Raw genomic sequence first — 14,560 nt, forward strand, 5'->3', positions numbered from 1 at the left:
CGATAAGCCATAGCGGCCGAATTCCTCGACCTCAAAGTCCTAAGAAAGGGAAACAAGAATGAGGATGACTTCTGTTCCGGCGCAGCTCGTCTTAGCGCTATTCGTCGCATGGACTGCGACTGGCCAGGCTAATGCGACTAGGTCAGCCTCACAATTCGACGGAGTTTGGACCCTCCTGTTCGTTACGGAACGCGGCCTAGCATGTGATTCGTCGTACAATTTCACCGTGGACGTGAGGAAGGGGATCATAAGCCACCCCAATCTCCTCAAATTCAGGGGACGCGTGACCGCTTCGGGCGCTGTTTGGGCCTCAGTAAGCGTTGGCGAGAAATACGCGTCCGGCACCGGAAGGCTGTCAGGGTCGACCGGACGTGGTAGGTGGACCGGGAGATCCCCTGGCGCGACATGCAGCGGTTACTGGACTGCTCAGCGAGGTTGATGAATGCAGAGCGTTTGCAGGCAGGAGCAGACGCGATCAACCAACGCATCTATCGAAACGTGAATAACGGCGTCGATCGAGCCGGATTTGCGGGTTCGCAGAAGGCCTATGAAGAGGCAGCAGAGGCGTTATTTGAAACGCTTGATTGGCTTGAGGGCCGGTTGAAACGATCTCGCTATCTGGGATATGAATCGGTGGGATGATCGGCGGTTCGGACAGAGAGCGCGTCTTGTGATTCTCTGTGTGCCCGTAGGACAGAATCGAGTCGATTAGCGAACTTCAAGTCGGACCGTGGGCATTGGCACTTGGCGGTCACGAAGCCGTCGAAATCACGCCCTCGCCAGCCATCATTTGATTTTGTGAATATGGACAATATCCTAGCCGGGGGGCGTCGGCCCCCTTCTTGTCGGTCGTAATCCTTATCGTCGTCCGGGCGGCTGCCGCTCCCTTGATTCCGAACCGTTTCACGAGCCATTCGAGGTACGTTTCGGTGGCCATCAGATCGATGTCGACATCTTCCAGGGTCTTGATCACCGTTCTTGCCTTTCTGTCGTCGATGATCGCGATCACGACCTCACCTTCGGCAACCACTTCCTCCACACTGTTGAGCACCTCCAAAATGCTTCGTTCGCCTCGGCCTTTCCACGAGGGCTTCAATTCCATCGGCATCCCGGCCAACCGCCAGGCTTCCATGGCTTCGCGATATTCGTGACCCTCGTCGCATGGCTGAATCAGGTGGTTATTTCTCTCGAACCAGTTAGCAATTTCGCGGCGATGTAGCTCCCGCCGGTCTCCGCCCTCACCTGTCAGGAAGCGCTTCGTATTTAGCCATAGACCAAACGGAAACGACGGATCCAACCGGGGTCTTCACCGGATGCATACTCGTGACACGCCGGCTACAAGATAGAACAAGCAGCGCGCTTCTCACTCCCGTATTACGAGTTGCTTTGCTATCTGGAGTAAGATCTCAACTTCTTTGGCTGAAGACATTTTTATTCCAATCGGGCGGTTGCGCTCGGTTGCATGCTGAATGCCTACCATTGCGACTATAACGATCACGAACTCTGACAGAGTCCAGACCCGAAGGGCGACTGAGTCAAGCTGGCGATGTTGCGCGCCGTGACGATGGCGATCCGAACTCTGCTGACGCCGTTGTCGTTCATGAAGTTCTGCCGGAGGATCGAGAGTTTCCGCAGGAGTTTGCCGAATCGCCCGCCGGACATCGGTCGTTTTGGCGTTCTCGCGTTCGTGAGCCGGGAAGGCCTGCAATCCTTGATTCTAAGAGTTCGTCGGATCGGCGCTGAACGCGATGGCGTCCCCGTCGGAGGCGATGCGAACTTCGTCGCTGGGATCCTCTTGGCGAGCCACACGAGCCGTGCCCAGCTTCGCTGCGGCGGCTCCCGCTTCTATCGGCGCCTGCACGTCGGCGATTGCATTGGACAGGAAGAGGTCCAGCTCCCGGGCGGAGATGAAGAGCCGAGCGAGCGGCCGCTGGTCAAGCTGCCCGCCTTTATGCCGAGTCGTAATGGTCGATGGAATTGAATGTCCGGAGGGAAACGTCGGGCGAATTGCGCGAGAGAAGGAAGACCTCGACCTAGGGTTTTTGATCCGGCTCGTTCAGCCGCAGGAGCCGCTCCACGACTTCGTATCCAGGTCCTTTTCCGATGAGGGTTCCCTCTTGCTCGAGCTGCAGCTTCGAGTAGGCCTCGCCCCCTTGGCTCTCGACGACGGCGTGCTCCTCTTCGAGATTGAAGAGGTCGCGGGTCGAAATGCCTATGCGCAGCGGTTGGGACCTGAGGGTCTCGCGGATGTCGGTCATGAGGATCGTCTACCCGACCTGATCTTCCTTTGCGCCCCGGGCGGCGATTCTCAGCTCCCCGTCCCGACGGGGCTGCTGCAGCTTCAGAGCCTCGTCGCGCGGCGCGGTCATCCAGGTGTCGACCTCTTCGGGCGTCGTCAGGATCGCGGGTCATCGCCTTCGGGGGATGGCGAAAACTTCGGCGTTGGCCTCGGTCGTCAGGAAACCACAGAGATCGTTTGACCGTCTCGCCTTGCTTTGCCTTCCGGACCGATGTCCAGTTGGTCCAGATGCCGGCAAAGCATGCGAGGGGCGGCTTTCGTTGAGCGCGAACCAAAAGTCGCCCCCTCGGCCTCGTTGAACTCGCTGAACGAGTTGAAATCTCGATTGGACGAGTCATTCGTCGCAGATCCGCGCACTTCCGCACGTTGCCTTCGGCCGTCTGGCATGGCAAATTGGAGCCACCCTAGGGGCTACACCGTGGGGCTACACCAGAGACCTCTGGCGTGCAGTAAGACCTGGTTTTACGGGGCTTTCTCGAAGCCGTTTTATTATGGCGGAGAGGGAGGGATTCGAACCCCCGATAGGCTTGCACCTATGCCGCATTTCGAGTGCGGTGCATTCAACCACTCTGCCACCTCTCCTGAAGGCGCCATATTAGGAGCTGGGCCCCTGTGGTTGGGGGCGTTAATAGGCGAGGATGGCGGGCCAGACAAGGCGCGAAAGAGCAAAATCCGCTGCCTCTTTTGCCCCCGCGCGGCCGCCTCTGGAAGGAACTGCCATGGAGCATCTCACGATCTCGGCCAATGGCGCCGATTTCCACCTGGTCCGCGCCGGACAGGGAAAACCGCTGCTTTTGCTGCATGGTTGGCCCGAATTCTGGCTGACCTGGGAGCCGGTGATATCGAGGCTTTCGGACCGGTTCACGCTTGTCGCGCCTGACCTCCGCGGCTTCGGCGACAGCGACAAGCCAGGTGGACCTTACGGACCGGACGGCCATGCCGCCGACATGCTGGCGCTGATGGACCGGCTCGGCATCGACCGATTCGGCGTCGTCGGCCACGATGTCGGCGGCGCTGTCATGCAGCCGCTGGCCCGGCAGGCGCCCGAGCGGCTCGCGGGACTCTTCTTCTTCGATTTCGTCTATCCCGGGATCGGGCCGCGCATGGCCGCGCCCGATAGGCTCAACCACATCTGGTACCAGTCCTTTCACCAGATGGAGATGGCCCCACAGCTCGTCGGCGCGAGCCGGGAGAGCTGCCGGCTCTACATCAGCCATTTCCTCAAAGGCTGGGCGCACCGGACAAACGCCTTCGACGACGTGCTGGACGCCTTCACGGACAATTTCCTGAAAGACGGCAACCTCGCCGGCGGCTTTGCGCATTACCGCGCCTCGCATGCCGGGCGCGTGGCGATGATGAAGGGCGAGGCGCCCAGGCTGCCGCCGATCGCGGTGCCGACCTGCGTGCGCTGGGCCGAGCACGATCCGCTGTTTCCCTTTGGCTGGACCGACCGCCTGTCCGAGACCTTCAGCGATCTCGACCTCGAGATGTTTCCCGGCGTCGGCCACTTCCCGCATCGGGAAAATCCGGATCGCGCGGCACGCGAGATCGCCGCGTTCTTTGCGCGCATCGGCTGGAGCTGAGGAGAAAAACGGGGTGGGACCGCCAGACGCGGTAAACACTGGCGGTCCCGTGCCGCTTATTGAAATACTGGCCGTGAAGGGCGGCTTCGCCGGCCGAGTGGAAGCGACGATTCGACCCTAGCGTGCGACGGGCGGTCCGCAACGCAATCCGGTCCTTAACCTAACCGGTCAAGGTTACTCCTTGTCCGCTTTACCTTTTTTCTTCCCGTTCTCCGTGGAATCCCGGTCCTTGCCGTTGCCTTCCTTGCGGCGATTGGTGAAGCGCGCATTGCCAAGTCCGGTGCCGATGGTGAGCACGCCCCAGCGGTCAACGTCCTGCATGAACGGTACTTCCGAGAGCCCCTGCACCACGCCGTCATTGTGCATCAGGATCGCGGTGTCGTGCTCGCCAATAGCGGGGATGCCCTCGATCAGGCTCGCCGGCAGGTTGAACTTGCTGCTCTCCCAATTGCCCGGCAGATTCTGCGCGCCCTTCTCGATCGAGCCGTCCGGGTTGATCACACCGGGACAGGCGATGCCGATGAACGGCGCGAGCTTGTAGCCTTCGGCCTCGGCCTCCGTGATCAGCCCTTTCAGCATCTTGGTCAGCCGCTTCACCGCGCCTTCGCGCGTCGGCTCGTCGTCGGCGTGACGCCACAGCTCCGCATGCACCACCTTGGCCTTGGACAGATCCTTGGCTTTCTTCCAGCCGGTTTCCACCACGCCGCAGCGGATGTTGGTGCCGCCGATGTCGACGGCGAGAATGCTGTCATGAGCCTCGAAGATCCAGGACGGCGCCAGGTGCAGCGCGCCGATCAGGCCGGCCTCGTCAGGATGATGGCGGATCGGCTGCAGGTCGATCTTGAAGCCCTCGGATTTCAGGATGATCTCGGCGCGGGCGATCACGAGCTCGCCGAGCCTTGAATCGCGAAAGCCGCCGCCGACGACGATGCGCTCGGTCTTGGCCCAGGCCTTGGTCTTGAGGAATCGGCGCGTGACATAAGCGAGCTCCTGGGAGAAATCCTCGATCGCGCTGTGCACCACGGCCGAGGCCTCGGTGTCGTCGCCGATCAGGATGGCGTCCAGCGTCTTCTTGTTGATCTCCTCGGTCGGCACCTTCCCGAACGGGTCCTCCCCCGTCTTGCGCAGCGGCTTGCGCCAGCGCTCGAGCACCTCCCGGAACGCGCCCTTGCTGGCGCGGTCGCCGAGAAAGCCGTCCTCGTCCTTGATCTCGATGTTGAAGCTGTCGACATCGACCGATGGCAGCCGTTCGGCGCCATGCTGGGCAATGCCCGTTGTTTTGACCAATTCGTCTGTTGCCATGAGAGCCCTTGCCCCGCTTTCCTGTTCCGGCCGGGACAACTGCGGGGGAACCCGTTTGTTGCAAAGCCCACCCGAGATTCGGCTGCGCGCTTTCAGCGCGGCCAAAGCCTTCAAATCCGGGCGGTTTTCGCCCAGTTTTCCTTGACTTGCGGCTGTTGGCCGCTATAAGTCCCACAGCCGGCGCGGGGCGTTTCTCGCGCCGCTTGTTTTTGCTTGGGTTTTCAAAGGGATAACTCCCGCCCACGCAGACTCGCATAAACCATAGCGACTGACAAAAAGCCGACCCGGACGCTCCGCGTCCCGAGGCCGGGATTGAACACGGAGAAAGAACGATGTTCGCAGTCATCAAAACCGGCGGCAAGCAATACCGCGTCGTGCCGGATGATGTTCTCGAAGTAGGCAAGATCGAAGGCGAAGTCGGCTCGATCGTGCAGCTGAATGAAGTGCTCGTGGTCGGCGGCGACACGCCGGTGCTGGGCGTCCCGACGGTCGCAGGCGCGTCCGTCGCGGTCGAGGTGCTCGACCACAAGCGCGGACCGAAGGTCATCGCGTTCAAGAAGCGCCGCCGCAAGAACTCGCGCCGCAAGCGCGGCTATCGCGACGAGATCACGGTTCTGCGCATCAGCGAGATTCTGACGGACGGCGCCAAGCCCACCAAGGGCCCGCGTCCGAAGAAGGAAAAGGTGACGAAGGAGCCGGCAGCGGAAGCCGCCGAGTAACGCAAAACCGATCACGCCAATTCACGAATTGATGCGTGCGACGTTTTGAAATGATTCCGTCAAGGAATTGACCTAGAATTACGCAGGATTTCGGAGACGAGCCATGGCTCACAAAAAAGCAGGCGGTTCATCGCGCAACGGTCGCGATTCCAAGGGCAAGCGCCTCGGTATCAAGGCGTTCGGCGGCGAGATCGTCACGCCCGGCAACATCATTGCGCGTCAGCGCGGCACGACCTGGCACCCCGGCCTCAATGTCGGCATGGGTACGGACCACACTCTGTTCGCCAAGATCGAGGGCCGCGTTGCGTTCCAAGCCAAAGCCAACGGCCGCACCTTCGTATCGGTGCTCCCGCTTGCCGAGGCTGCTGAATAGACGGTGGACAAAAACGGAGTCCGCCGGTCCCGACTGAACCGGCGGAGTCCTAGAGATCGCAAGAGATCGAAGGCTCCAAGGGGAGGCGGGAAACCGGCCTCCCCTTTTCTTTGCTCACTTTGTTCTTTGCACTTTGACTTAGTGACTTTCACGGAGCCGGACATGTTGCAGGATTTCTCGAGCGTGACCTTGGCCGAGGCGAGACCAAGCGTCGTCGCCACCGAGCGGCTGACCTTGCGGCGGCCGACGCTGGCCGACGTCAGGACCATCGCCCGGCTCGCCAACGACCGCCGTGTCGCCGAGAACACGCGCCGCCTGCCGCATCCCTATTCGCAGGACGACGCCGCCGACTTCATCCGCGCCACCGCCGAACTCGGCAGCGAGACCGTGTTCCTGATCGAGCACGACAGCGGGCCGGTCGGCATGGTCGGCATCGATTGCTCTAAGCCCGGCAATGCCGAGCTCGGCTACTGGCTCGGCGTCGAGCATTGGGGTCGGGGCTTTGCCACCGAGGCGGCGCGCGGCGCGATCGATTTCTTCTTCGAGGAGTTCGAGGACGAGCATCTCTACGGCGGCGCGCGCGTTACCAATCCGGCCTCGCGCAAGGTGCTGGAGAAGTGCGGCTTCCAGTGGAGCGGCGTGCAGTTGCACCGCTTCCTGGCGCTCGGCTCCTCGACCCCCGTCGACTGCTTCCGCCTGTCGCGCGGGGTGTGGGCCTCGCTGAAGAGCTGGAGCAGTGCGAGGAGGGTGCGGTAGGGCGAGGCGCCGCACTCACAATTGTCATCCCGGGGCGCGCGTAGCGCGAGCCCGGGATCCATAATCCCGGAGCGCAGTGTGGGGCAAAGCGCCCACTCCGGGTCGTCGTCCAATTGCTCCCTGGGGCTATGGGTCCCGGGCTCGCGCTGCGCGCGCCCCGGGACGACGTCGTGGCTACGCCGGCGGATTGACCTCGTCGCTCTCACGCCCCAAATCGCGCTCCCGAAGATAAATGTAGAACCCGGCGCCGATGATGATTGCGGCGCCGACGAGTGTTGCGATGGACGGGACGTCGCCGAACACGACGAAGCCGAAGATCACCGCCCAGACGATCATCGAATATTGATAGGGCACCACGACGCTGGCCGGCGCCAGCTTGAGCGAACGGTTGACGCAGAACAGCGCGGTGACCGAAACCAGCCCGGCGGCGGCGAAGATCGCGAGGCTGCCCGGCGTCGGCGGCACCCAGTTGAACACCGACAGCACCGCGCCCAGCGAGAACGTGCCGAGGAATTGCGAGGACGCCATCACGATGTCGGGCGTCTTGCGCAGGCTGCGCGTGATCAGCATCAGGGTCGCGAAAGAAAGACTGCCGCCGAGCGCGATCAGCGCCGGCAGGCTGACGGTCTGCGCGGAAGGGCGCAGCGCGATCAAGACGCCGCAGAAGCCGATCAGGATCGCGGTCCAGCGCCGCCAGCCGACCTTCTCGCCCAGAAAGATTGCCGACATCGCGGTGACGAAGATCGGGCCGGCGAGATAATAGGTGATGACGTCGGCGAGCGGCAGATAGACGGTTGCGAGAAAGAAGGCCGCGACTTCCAGCGTCGACAGCACGACGCGAACCAGCTGCAGGCGCGGCCGCTCCAGATGCAGAAACTGGTGACGCTGCTTCCAGATCAGCGGCGACAGCAGGAGCAGTGCCGCGCAGGCGCGCAGGAATAGCAGCTGCCCCACCGAATAGGTCCCGACCAGGAACTTGCCCATGGCATCGCCGAACGAGAACATGAAGATCGACAGCACCATGAGCCCGATGCCGGCCAGGCGCGCGGAGCGATCGTCATAGGCGGAGAGATTCTTGAACAGGGGCATTGCGACGAGTTGCAGGTTCGGGGGCTCGTCATTGCGAGGAGCTCTTGCGACGAAGCAATCCAGAATCTTTCCGCGGAGGGATTCTGGATTGCTTCGCTGCGCTCGCAATGACGGGGAGATAGCGGCGAAAGCAGGCGAATAGAGTCGCTTGCAGTCGTTTTAATGACGGCAGCCGCCGCGACAAGCCCGCGCAAGCCGAATTGAACGGATTGTCGCATTGTTTGCATCGCGGTAGCGATAAGCGCCCAGCGACGAAAAGAGAGCTTTGACATGACCGATTTCGATCCGGCCCGGCATCGCATGATCCCGACGCAACGCTGGTTTGAGGATTTCGTCGTCGGCGAACGCTTCGTGCTGCCGAGCCGCACCCAAACCTCGGCATTGTTCGCCGCATTCCAGACCGCGAGCGGCGACACCCACCCCGTGCATTACGACGTGGAATATTGCCGCGCCCGCGGCATGCCGCATCTGCTCGCCCACGGCTTCCAGACCCTGATCCACACCGCGCCCGGCGCCGGCCTGTTTCCGTTCATGGTCGAGGACTCCCTGGTCGGCTTCCTCGAGCAGTCGAGCCGGTTCCTCAAGCCGGTGTTCGCCGACGACACCCTCTATCCCGCGCTCGAAGTCACCGAGCTGGTGCCGGGGCGCACCACCGGCGTGGTGACGCTGCGCAGCACCGTGTTCAACCAGCGCAAGGAGCTGGTGCTGGAGGGCACGCAGAAATTCCTGATCCGGCGGCGGCCGGTGGATTAAGCAAGGGGTCCAATTCGCGGAATTTCAGCCGATTTGCGGACCGATCCGGGTTGCCGCAGGGGGCCGGCTGGCCTACCTATGGCCCATGAAATTCCTTGACGAAGCAAAGGTCTATATCCGCTCCGGTGACGGCGGGAACGGCTGCGTGGCGTTCCGCCGCGAGAAGTTCATCGAATTCGGCGGTCCCTCCGGCGGCAATGGCGGCCGCGGCGGCAATGTCATCATCGAGGTCGCCGACGGCCTCAACACGCTGATCGACTACCGCTACCAGCAGCATTTCAAGGCGCAGAAGGGCGAGAACGGTTCGGGCTCGGACCGCCACGGCGCCAACGGCAAGAACATCGTGCTGAAGGTGCCGGTCGGCACGCAGATCTTCGACGAGGATCGCGAGACCTTGATCCACGACTTCACCAAGGTCGGCGAAAAGTTCGTGCTGGCCGAAGGCGGCAATGGCGGGTTCGGCAATGCGCATTTCAAGTCCTCGACCAACCGCGCGCCGCGCAACGCCAATCCCGGCCAGCCCGGCGAGGAGCGCTGGATCTGGCTGCGGCTGAAGCTGATCGCGGACGCCGGCCTCGTCGGCATGCCCAATGCGGGCAAGTCGACGTTCCTCTCCAAGGTCAGCGCGGCGAAGCCCAAGATCGCCGACTATCCCTTCACCACGCTGCATCCGCAGCTCGGCGTGGTTAATGCCGACGGACGCGAGTTCGTGCTCGCCGACATTCCCGGCCTGATCGAAGGCGCGCATGAAGGCACCGGCCTCGGCGACCGCTTCCTCGGCCATGTCGAGCGCTGCCGCGTGCTCTTGCATCTGGTCGACGCCACCTGCGAGCACGCCGGCAAGGCCTACAAGACCGTGCGCAAGGAGCTCGACGCCTATGGCGGCCAGCTCACCGACAAGATCGAGATCGTCGCGCTGAACAAGATCGACGCGGTCGAGCCGGACGAGCTGAAGAAGCAGAAGGACCGCCTGAAGCGCGCCGCGAAGAAGACGCCGCTGCTGCTGTCGGGCGCCACCGGCCAGGGCGTCAAAGAGGCGTTGCGCGCGCTGGCCGATGTGATCGGCGAAAGCCCGGTCTCCGCCAAGGCCAAGAGCGCGGCCGAAGCGGAGCCGTGGTCGGCTTAAACTCTCTCCCCAACGTCGTCCCCGCGAAGGCGCTAGGGCATGCACATATCTGGTGCGACGGATTGACTCGGGTCGAGCGCGGGGGATTCCAGAATCGGAAGTCTGTGTGCTTCCTATTGCTGCACTCCATGGTTTTGACGGGGTGCCGCGATGTTGTCACGAATTGACTGGACGCTGGGCCGGTTCGGGGATCGTCGTCTCGATAAAGGGGGGCGGCGCTCGCTGAACGCATGGTTGCAGGCAGAACTGTCTGCCTTCGGCAGCTCTCCAGGGGGAACCGCGCGCTGGAAGTGCGGTTCAACCGCTTTCTTGGCCATGAAAAGGTAACGGCGGAGCGGATCATCGAAAGCTGGAGCGAAAGCACGGTCACTGCGGTAGAAGGCCGCCACGTGCTGGCGATCCAGGACACCAGTGAGATCCACTTCAACACCACATCGCAACGCCGGCGTGGGCTCGGAGAAATCGGAAAAGGTAATAGCCACGGCGTGCTGCTGCATCCGCTGCTGGCTGTGGATGCCGACGACGGCAGCTGTCTTGGGCTTTTGAGCGGACAGATATGGACGCGCAAAGGCCGCCGCACGACCTCGCACGACGAACGTGAGCTGTCGGACAAGGAATCGCAGCGCTGGATATCCACTGCCGTGGCGGCAAGGCCGCTGCTTACCAAGGCCGCGGCGGTGACGGTGCTGGGCGACCGCGAGAGCGATATCTTTGCCCTTTATGCCAGCTCGGCTGAGCAACACTTCCACGTCATCGCGCGCAGCATGCATGATCGCAAGCTTGCCGACCGCAGCAGCCTATATGAGGCCAGCGATGTTATGGCCGTGGTGGACCGGCGTACGATCCAACTGCCTGCGCGCGCCGCGCGGCCAGCTCGCCTAGCCCACCTCGAACTTCGCTTTGACGCAATCGAGCTCGCCCGCCCGCAGAGTAAGTTCCTGCACCATCTGCCGAAAAGCTTGCCATTGGCGGTGGTCGATGTGCGCGAGGTCAATGCCGAGGCCGGCGTAGAGCCGCTGCACTGGCGGCTTCTCACCTCTCACGAGGTTACCGGCACCGAGGACGCCTGGCGCATCGTCCAATGGTACAAGCAGCGCTGGATCATCGAGCAGTTCTTCCGTGTCCTGAAGACACAAGGCCTCAAGCTCGAAAACAGCCAGATCGGATCCGCCGATCGTCTTCTCAAGTTGGTTGCGATCGCCGCCAAGGCGGCCGTCATCACCATCCAGCTTCTGCAGGCCCGCAACGGTAGTCGCCAGCTTATTGTCGCGGCCTTCGATAACCGCCAAATAGGCGCGCTCATTGCCCTCAACCAGCAACTCGAAGCCGCGAGCAAGCGACTAAAGAACCCGCATCCGCCCAACAGCCTCGCCTGGGCCGCCTGGATCATCGGCCGTCTCGGCGGCTGGGACGGCTACCCATCGTCCAAGCCGCCGGGCCCGATCACCTTCAAAAACGGCCTCGAATACTTCCACGCCGTCTCAGCAGGATGGAGCCTCAGAGATATGTGCATGCCCTAGCGCGAAGGCGGGGACCCATACCGCGTGATCTATCTGTTGCGAAGGGTCGAAGTACCGAACGACGAGTCTTCGCCAAACGACTCCCTGTGGTTATGGGTCCCCGCCTTCGCGGGGACGACAGCGGAGTCTATCGCTGCGAGCGCGCGCATCACCGGCTTGTCTTCGCGCCCGCGATAGCGCAGCATCAAACAATCAAGAAACGGCAGGGACAACGCATGGCGCGCGCGAAGAACGTTCTCTGGATCATGTGCGACCAGCTTCGCTACGATTATCTCGGCTGCACCGGCCATCCCACGCTGAAGACACCGAACATCGACGCCATGGCCAAGCGCGGCGTGCTGTTCACGAAGGCCTATGTGCAATCGCCGATCTGCGGCCCGTCGCGGATGTCGTTCTACACCGGCCGCTACATGCGCTCGCACGGCTCGCACTGGAACGGCTGGCCGCTGCGCGTCGGGGAGCCCACGCTCGGCGATCACCTCAACAAGATCGGCGTGCGCAACGTGCTGGTCGGCAAGACCCACATGGCGCCTGACATCGAAGGCATGAAGGCGCTCGGCATCCCGCCGGAATCGATGATCGGCGTGCATGTCGCCGAATGCGGCTTCGAGCCTTACGAGCGCGACGACGGCCTGCATCCGACCGGACGGCCACGCCCGAAATACGACGAATATCTGCGAAAGCAGGGTTTTGAAGCCACCAATCCCTGGGAGCACTGGGCCAATTCCGGCGCTGCCGAGGATGGCAGCTTGCAGAACGGCTGGCTGCTGGTGCACGCCGACAAGGCCGCGCGCGTGCCAGAAGAGCATTCCGAGACGCCCTACATGACGCGGCGCGCGATGGACTTCATCAGCGAGGCGGAAACGGACGGCCGCCCCTGGTGTTTGCATCTGTCCTACATCAAGCCGCACTGGCCCTATATCGCGCCGGAGCCCTATGCCAGCATGTATTCGACGGATGACATGATCCCGGTGATCCGCTCGGAGCGCGAGCGGCAGAATCCGCATCCGGTGTTCGGCGCCTACATGGACATGCGCTATTCCCGCAACATGGCGCGCGATGATGCACGCGAGAAGGTGATCCCGACCTATATGGGCCTGATCACCCAGATCGACGATCAGATGGGCGTGCTGATGAAGTTTTTAGGTGAGCGCGGCCTGCTCGACACCACCATGATCGTGTTCACCTCCGATCATGGCGACTATCTCGGCGATCACTGGATGGGCGAGAAGGACCTGTTCCACGAGCAATCGGCAAAGATCCCGCTGATCATCATCGATCCTTCGCGGGAAGCCGACGCCACGCGCGGCACGCGCAGCGATGCGCTGGTCGAGGCGATCGATCTCGCGCCGACCTTCGTCGATTATTTCGGCGGCAAGGTGCCGGGCCACATTCTCGAAGGACGTTCGCTGCTGCCGCTGCTGCGCGGGCCCACGCCATCAGATTGGCGCAAGGTGGCGTTCTCCGAATACGACTATGCCATGCAGGACGTGCGGCTGAAGCTGAACCAGCCGATCGAGCGCTGCCGCCTGTTCATGGTGTTCGACGGTCGCTGGAAATACATCCACGCCTCCGGCTTCCGCCCGATGCTGTACGACCTCGAAACCGATCCGGACGAATATCTGGATCGCGGCGACGATCCTGATTGCGCCGGCATCATCGCGCGGCTGCAGGCCGAGCTGTTCGACTGGGCGCTGCATCCCAACGATCACATCACCACGCCGCGCGAGAAGATTGCCGCCTATGCGGATAATCAGCTCCAGGTGAAGGGTGGGGTCTTGATCGGCATCTGGGATGAGAAAGAGCTCGCCGCGATCAAGGACGGGATCGCGCAGCGCGCGAAGATGTGAAGCAGCCCCTCCCCGCTTGCGGGGAGAGGCCGGAATTTGCGAGAGCAAATTCCGGATGAGGGGGACTCTCCGCGAGTTCAATTGCCAGCGCTTTCGCGGAGACAGCCCCTCACCCCAACCCTCTCCCCGTAAGAACGGGGAGAGGGAGAAGAGGCAGCCTTCAATTCGTGATCTTGTAGCCCGTCGCCTTCACGATCGGCTGCCACAGCGCGGTGTTCGCGGCGAGCTCCTTGGATAGCGCGTCCGCATTGCTGCCGATCGGAATCAGCCCGATCGCCGTCAACTTCTCCTTCACCTCCGGCTTGGCAAGCGCCGCGCTCGCCGCCGCCCCGAGCTTGCTCGCGAACTCCGGCGGGCTGCCGGCGGGAAGCCACATGCCGTACCAGGCGTCGGCAACTAGATCGATGCCGCTCTCCTTCAGCGTGGGCACGTCAGGCGCGAAGGGTGAACGTTCCGCGCTCGCGACCGCGATGATCTTCACGCCCTTGGCGCGGTGCTGCGGCAGCGCGTCCGCCAGCGTGGTGATCCCGAAGGAAATGTGGCCGCCGACGAGGTCGTTAAGGATCGGCGCGCTGCCGCGATAGGGCACGCGGGTCAGGGGAATACCGAGATCCTTCTCGAGCTTGGAGCCGGTGAAATGCGGAATGGTGCCGTTGCTCGGCACTCCGAACGAGGTCTTGTCCGGATGCGATTTCAGCCACGCTACGAACGCTTTGAAATCGGCAGCATCGATGCCCGGGCCGATCACCAGCGCGAATTCAAACCGTGCCAGCAAGGAGACCGGCATGAAATCCCTGGCCGTGTCGAAGCTCGGCGTCGCCTCCACCATTGGCAGCAGATACATGGTCGGCCCTGTTGTCACCAGCACCATGCTGCCGTCGGGGCTCGCGCCTTTCACCGCCTTGATGCCGATCAGGCCGTCGCCGCCGGTGCGGTTCTCGACCACGACGGTCCGCTGCAGCAGCGGAGCCATCTCCTGCGCGACCAGCCGGCACAGCGTGTCGCCGCCGGCTCCGGCCGCAAACGGGAAGATGATCTTCGTCAGCCCGGCCTGCGCCCGCGCACCACCCGCCTGCGCGAACAGCGGCAGGCCGAGGCATCCGGCCATGAATTTGCGGCGATCCATTCGTTTCCTCTTTCGGCCCGTTTATCGTTGATCGCCATTAGAGCCAGACGGACGGCTGACACAA

General features: G+C 62.7%; 15 protein-coding genes, 1 tRNA gene and 1 pseudogene. 9 read left to right on the forward strand and 8 right to left on the reverse strand.

Annotation, left to right across the window (positions count from 1 at the left end; translation table 11 throughout):
* The first annotated feature begins 378 nt into the window (after window positions 1-378).
* Complete coding sequence (locus I6F28_RS26155; protein WP_346656748.1) at window positions 379-642, forward strand: hypothetical protein; 264 nt, start codon at window positions 379-381, stop codon at window positions 640-642.
* A gap of 109 nt (window positions 643-751) precedes the next feature.
* On the opposite strand, the gene I6F28_RS26160 is transcribed toward I6F28_RS26155, so the two are convergent.
* From I6F28_RS26160 to I6F28_RS26180, 5 genes and pseudogenes are all read right to left on the reverse strand, one after another.
* Window positions 752-1,297 (reverse strand): hypothetical protein, encoded by a 546-nt coding sequence (locus I6F28_RS26160; protein WP_225141851.1) that lies wholly within the window; start codon window positions 1,295-1,297, stop codon window positions 752-754.
* A 420-nt stretch (window positions 1,298-1,717) separates the two neighbouring features.
* Complete coding sequence (locus I6F28_RS37855; protein WP_524536116.1) at window positions 1,718-1,861, reverse strand: hypothetical protein; 144 nt, start codon at window positions 1,859-1,861, stop codon at window positions 1,718-1,720.
* A gap of 172 nt (window positions 1,862-2,033) precedes the next feature.
* Window positions 2,034-2,258: a 5'-nucleotidase gene (locus I6F28_RS26170; RefSeq protein WP_225141853.1), complete on the reverse strand. Its 225-nt coding sequence runs from the start codon at window positions 2,256-2,258 to the stop codon at window positions 2,034-2,036.
* Window positions 2,259-2,267: 9 nt separating this feature from the next.
* Window positions 2,268-2,617 (reverse strand): annotated as a pseudogene (locus I6F28_RS26175) (SOS response-associated peptidase family protein); the annotation flags it as partial.
* Between the two features lie 174 nt (window positions 2,618-2,791).
* Window positions 2,792-2,881 (reverse strand) — tRNA-Ser (locus tag I6F28_RS26180).
* A 137-nt stretch (window positions 2,882-3,018) separates the two neighbouring features.
* Here I6F28_RS26180 and I6F28_RS26185 point away from each other — a divergent pair.
* Entirely contained in the window at window positions 3,019-3,882 is an 864-nt protein-coding gene (locus I6F28_RS26185; protein ID WP_225141856.1) for an alpha/beta fold hydrolase, read from the forward strand.
* Between the two features lie 174 nt (window positions 3,883-4,056).
* Here I6F28_RS26185 and I6F28_RS26190 read toward each other — a convergent pair whose 3' ends face one another.
* Window positions 4,057-5,184: an ROK family protein gene (locus I6F28_RS26190; protein WP_036008710.1), complete on the reverse strand. Its 1,128-nt coding sequence runs from the start codon at window positions 5,182-5,184 to the stop codon at window positions 4,057-4,059.
* Between the two features lie 332 nt (window positions 5,185-5,516).
* Between I6F28_RS26190 and rplU the strand changes: the two genes are divergently transcribed.
* From rplU to I6F28_RS26205, 3 genes are all read left to right on the forward strand, one after another.
* Complete coding sequence (gene rplU / locus I6F28_RS26195) at window positions 5,517-5,903, forward strand: 50S ribosomal protein L21 (RefSeq protein ID WP_036008712.1); 387 nt, start codon at window positions 5,517-5,519, stop codon at window positions 5,901-5,903.
* Window positions 5,904-6,006: 103 nt separating this feature from the next.
* Window positions 6,007-6,276, forward strand: coding sequence for a 50S ribosomal protein L27 (gene rpmA / locus I6F28_RS26200; protein ID WP_025032812.1), 270 nt, complete (start codon window positions 6,007-6,009; stop codon window positions 6,274-6,276).
* 162 nt (window positions 6,277-6,438) lie between these two features.
* Window positions 6,439-7,032: a GNAT family N-acetyltransferase gene (locus tag I6F28_RS26205; protein WP_225141857.1), complete on the forward strand. Its 594-nt coding sequence runs from the start codon at window positions 6,439-6,441 to the stop codon at window positions 7,030-7,032.
* A 174-nt stretch (window positions 7,033-7,206) separates the two neighbouring features.
* On the opposite strand, the gene I6F28_RS26210 is transcribed toward I6F28_RS26205, so the two are convergent.
* Window positions 7,207-8,121, reverse strand: a complete 915-nt coding sequence (locus I6F28_RS26210; RefSeq protein ID WP_225141859.1) for a DMT family transporter — start codon at window positions 8,119-8,121, stop codon at window positions 7,207-7,209.
* 270 nt (window positions 8,122-8,391) lie between these two features.
* Here I6F28_RS26210 and I6F28_RS26215 point away from each other — a divergent pair, with 270 nt between their 5' ends.
* From I6F28_RS26215 to I6F28_RS26230, 4 genes are all read left to right on the forward strand, one after another.
* Complete coding sequence (locus tag I6F28_RS26215; RefSeq protein WP_225141862.1) at window positions 8,392-8,874, forward strand: MaoC family dehydratase; 483 nt, start codon at window positions 8,392-8,394, stop codon at window positions 8,872-8,874.
* An 85-nt stretch (window positions 8,875-8,959) separates the two neighbouring features.
* Window positions 8,960-10,000 (forward strand): GTPase ObgE, encoded by a 1,041-nt coding sequence (gene obgE / locus I6F28_RS26220; RefSeq protein ID WP_025032816.1) that lies wholly within the window; start codon window positions 8,960-8,962, stop codon window positions 9,998-10,000.
* A gap of 230 nt (window positions 10,001-10,230) precedes the next feature.
* Window positions 10,231-11,520: an IS4 family transposase gene (locus I6F28_RS26225; protein ID WP_225141864.1), complete on the forward strand. Its 1,290-nt coding sequence runs from the start codon at window positions 10,231-10,233 to the stop codon at window positions 11,518-11,520.
* 215 nt (window positions 11,521-11,735) lie between these two features.
* Window positions 11,736-13,370: an alkaline phosphatase family protein gene (locus I6F28_RS26230; protein WP_225141866.1), complete on the forward strand. Its 1,635-nt coding sequence runs from the start codon at window positions 11,736-11,738 to the stop codon at window positions 13,368-13,370.
* Window positions 13,371-13,530: 160 nt separating this feature from the next.
* On the opposite strand, the gene I6F28_RS26235 is transcribed toward I6F28_RS26230, so the two are convergent.
* Window positions 13,531-14,496 carry a Bug family tripartite tricarboxylate transporter substrate binding protein gene (locus tag I6F28_RS26235; protein WP_225141868.1) on the reverse strand — a complete coding sequence of 322 codons (966 nt, stop codon included), beginning with the start codon at window positions 14,494-14,496 and terminating at the stop codon, window positions 13,531-13,533.
* Window positions 14,497-14,560: the final 64 nt, after the last annotated feature.

Origin of the sequence: Bradyrhizobium sp. NBAIM14, from assembly GCF_020193895.1 — a bacterium.
GTDB classification, from domain to species: Bacteria; Pseudomonadota; Alphaproteobacteria; order Rhizobiales; family Xanthobacteraceae; genus Bradyrhizobium; species Bradyrhizobium yuanmingense.

Bases quoted from the DNA above. Each gene is read 5' to 3' on its own strand.
- I6F28_RS26170 (WP_225141853.1), bottom strand. From the start codon at position 2,258: ATGACCGACATCCGCGAGACCCTCAGGTCCCAACCGCTGCGCATAGGC.
- I6F28_RS26230 (WP_225141866.1), top strand. From the start codon at position 11,736: ATGGCGCGCGCGAAGAACGTTCTCTGGATCATGTGCGACCAGCTTCGC.
- I6F28_RS26190 (WP_036008710.1), bottom strand. From the start codon at position 5,184: ATGGCAACAGACGAATTGGTCAAAACAACGGGCATTGCCCAGCATGGC.
- I6F28_RS26205 (WP_225141857.1), top strand. From the start codon at position 6,439: ATGTTGCAGGATTTCTCGAGCGTGACCTTGGCCGAGGCGAGACCAAGC.
- I6F28_RS26215 (WP_225141862.1), top strand. From the start codon at position 8,392: ATGACCGATTTCGATCCGGCCCGGCATCGCATGATCCCGACGCAACGC.
- rplU (WP_036008712.1), top strand. From the start codon at position 5,517: ATGTTCGCAGTCATCAAAACCGGCGGCAAGCAATACCGCGTCGTGCCG.
- I6F28_RS26185 (WP_225141856.1), top strand. From the start codon at position 3,019: ATGGAGCATCTCACGATCTCGGCCAATGGCGCCGATTTCCACCTGGTC.
- rpmA (WP_025032812.1), top strand. From the start codon at position 6,007: ATGGCTCACAAAAAAGCAGGCGGTTCATCGCGCAACGGTCGCGATTCC.
- I6F28_RS26235 (WP_225141868.1), bottom strand. From the start codon at position 14,496: ATGGATCGCCGCAAATTCATGGCCGGATGCCTCGGCCTGCCGCTGTTC.
- I6F28_RS26210 (WP_225141859.1), bottom strand. From the start codon at position 8,121: ATGCCCCTGTTCAAGAATCTCTCCGCCTATGACGATCGCTCCGCGCGC.
- I6F28_RS26225 (WP_225141864.1), top strand. From the start codon at position 10,231: ATGGTTGCAGGCAGAACTGTCTGCCTTCGGCAGCTCTCCAGGGGGAAC.
- obgE (WP_025032816.1), top strand. From the start codon at position 8,960: ATGAAATTCCTTGACGAAGCAAAGGTCTATATCCGCTCCGGTGACGGC.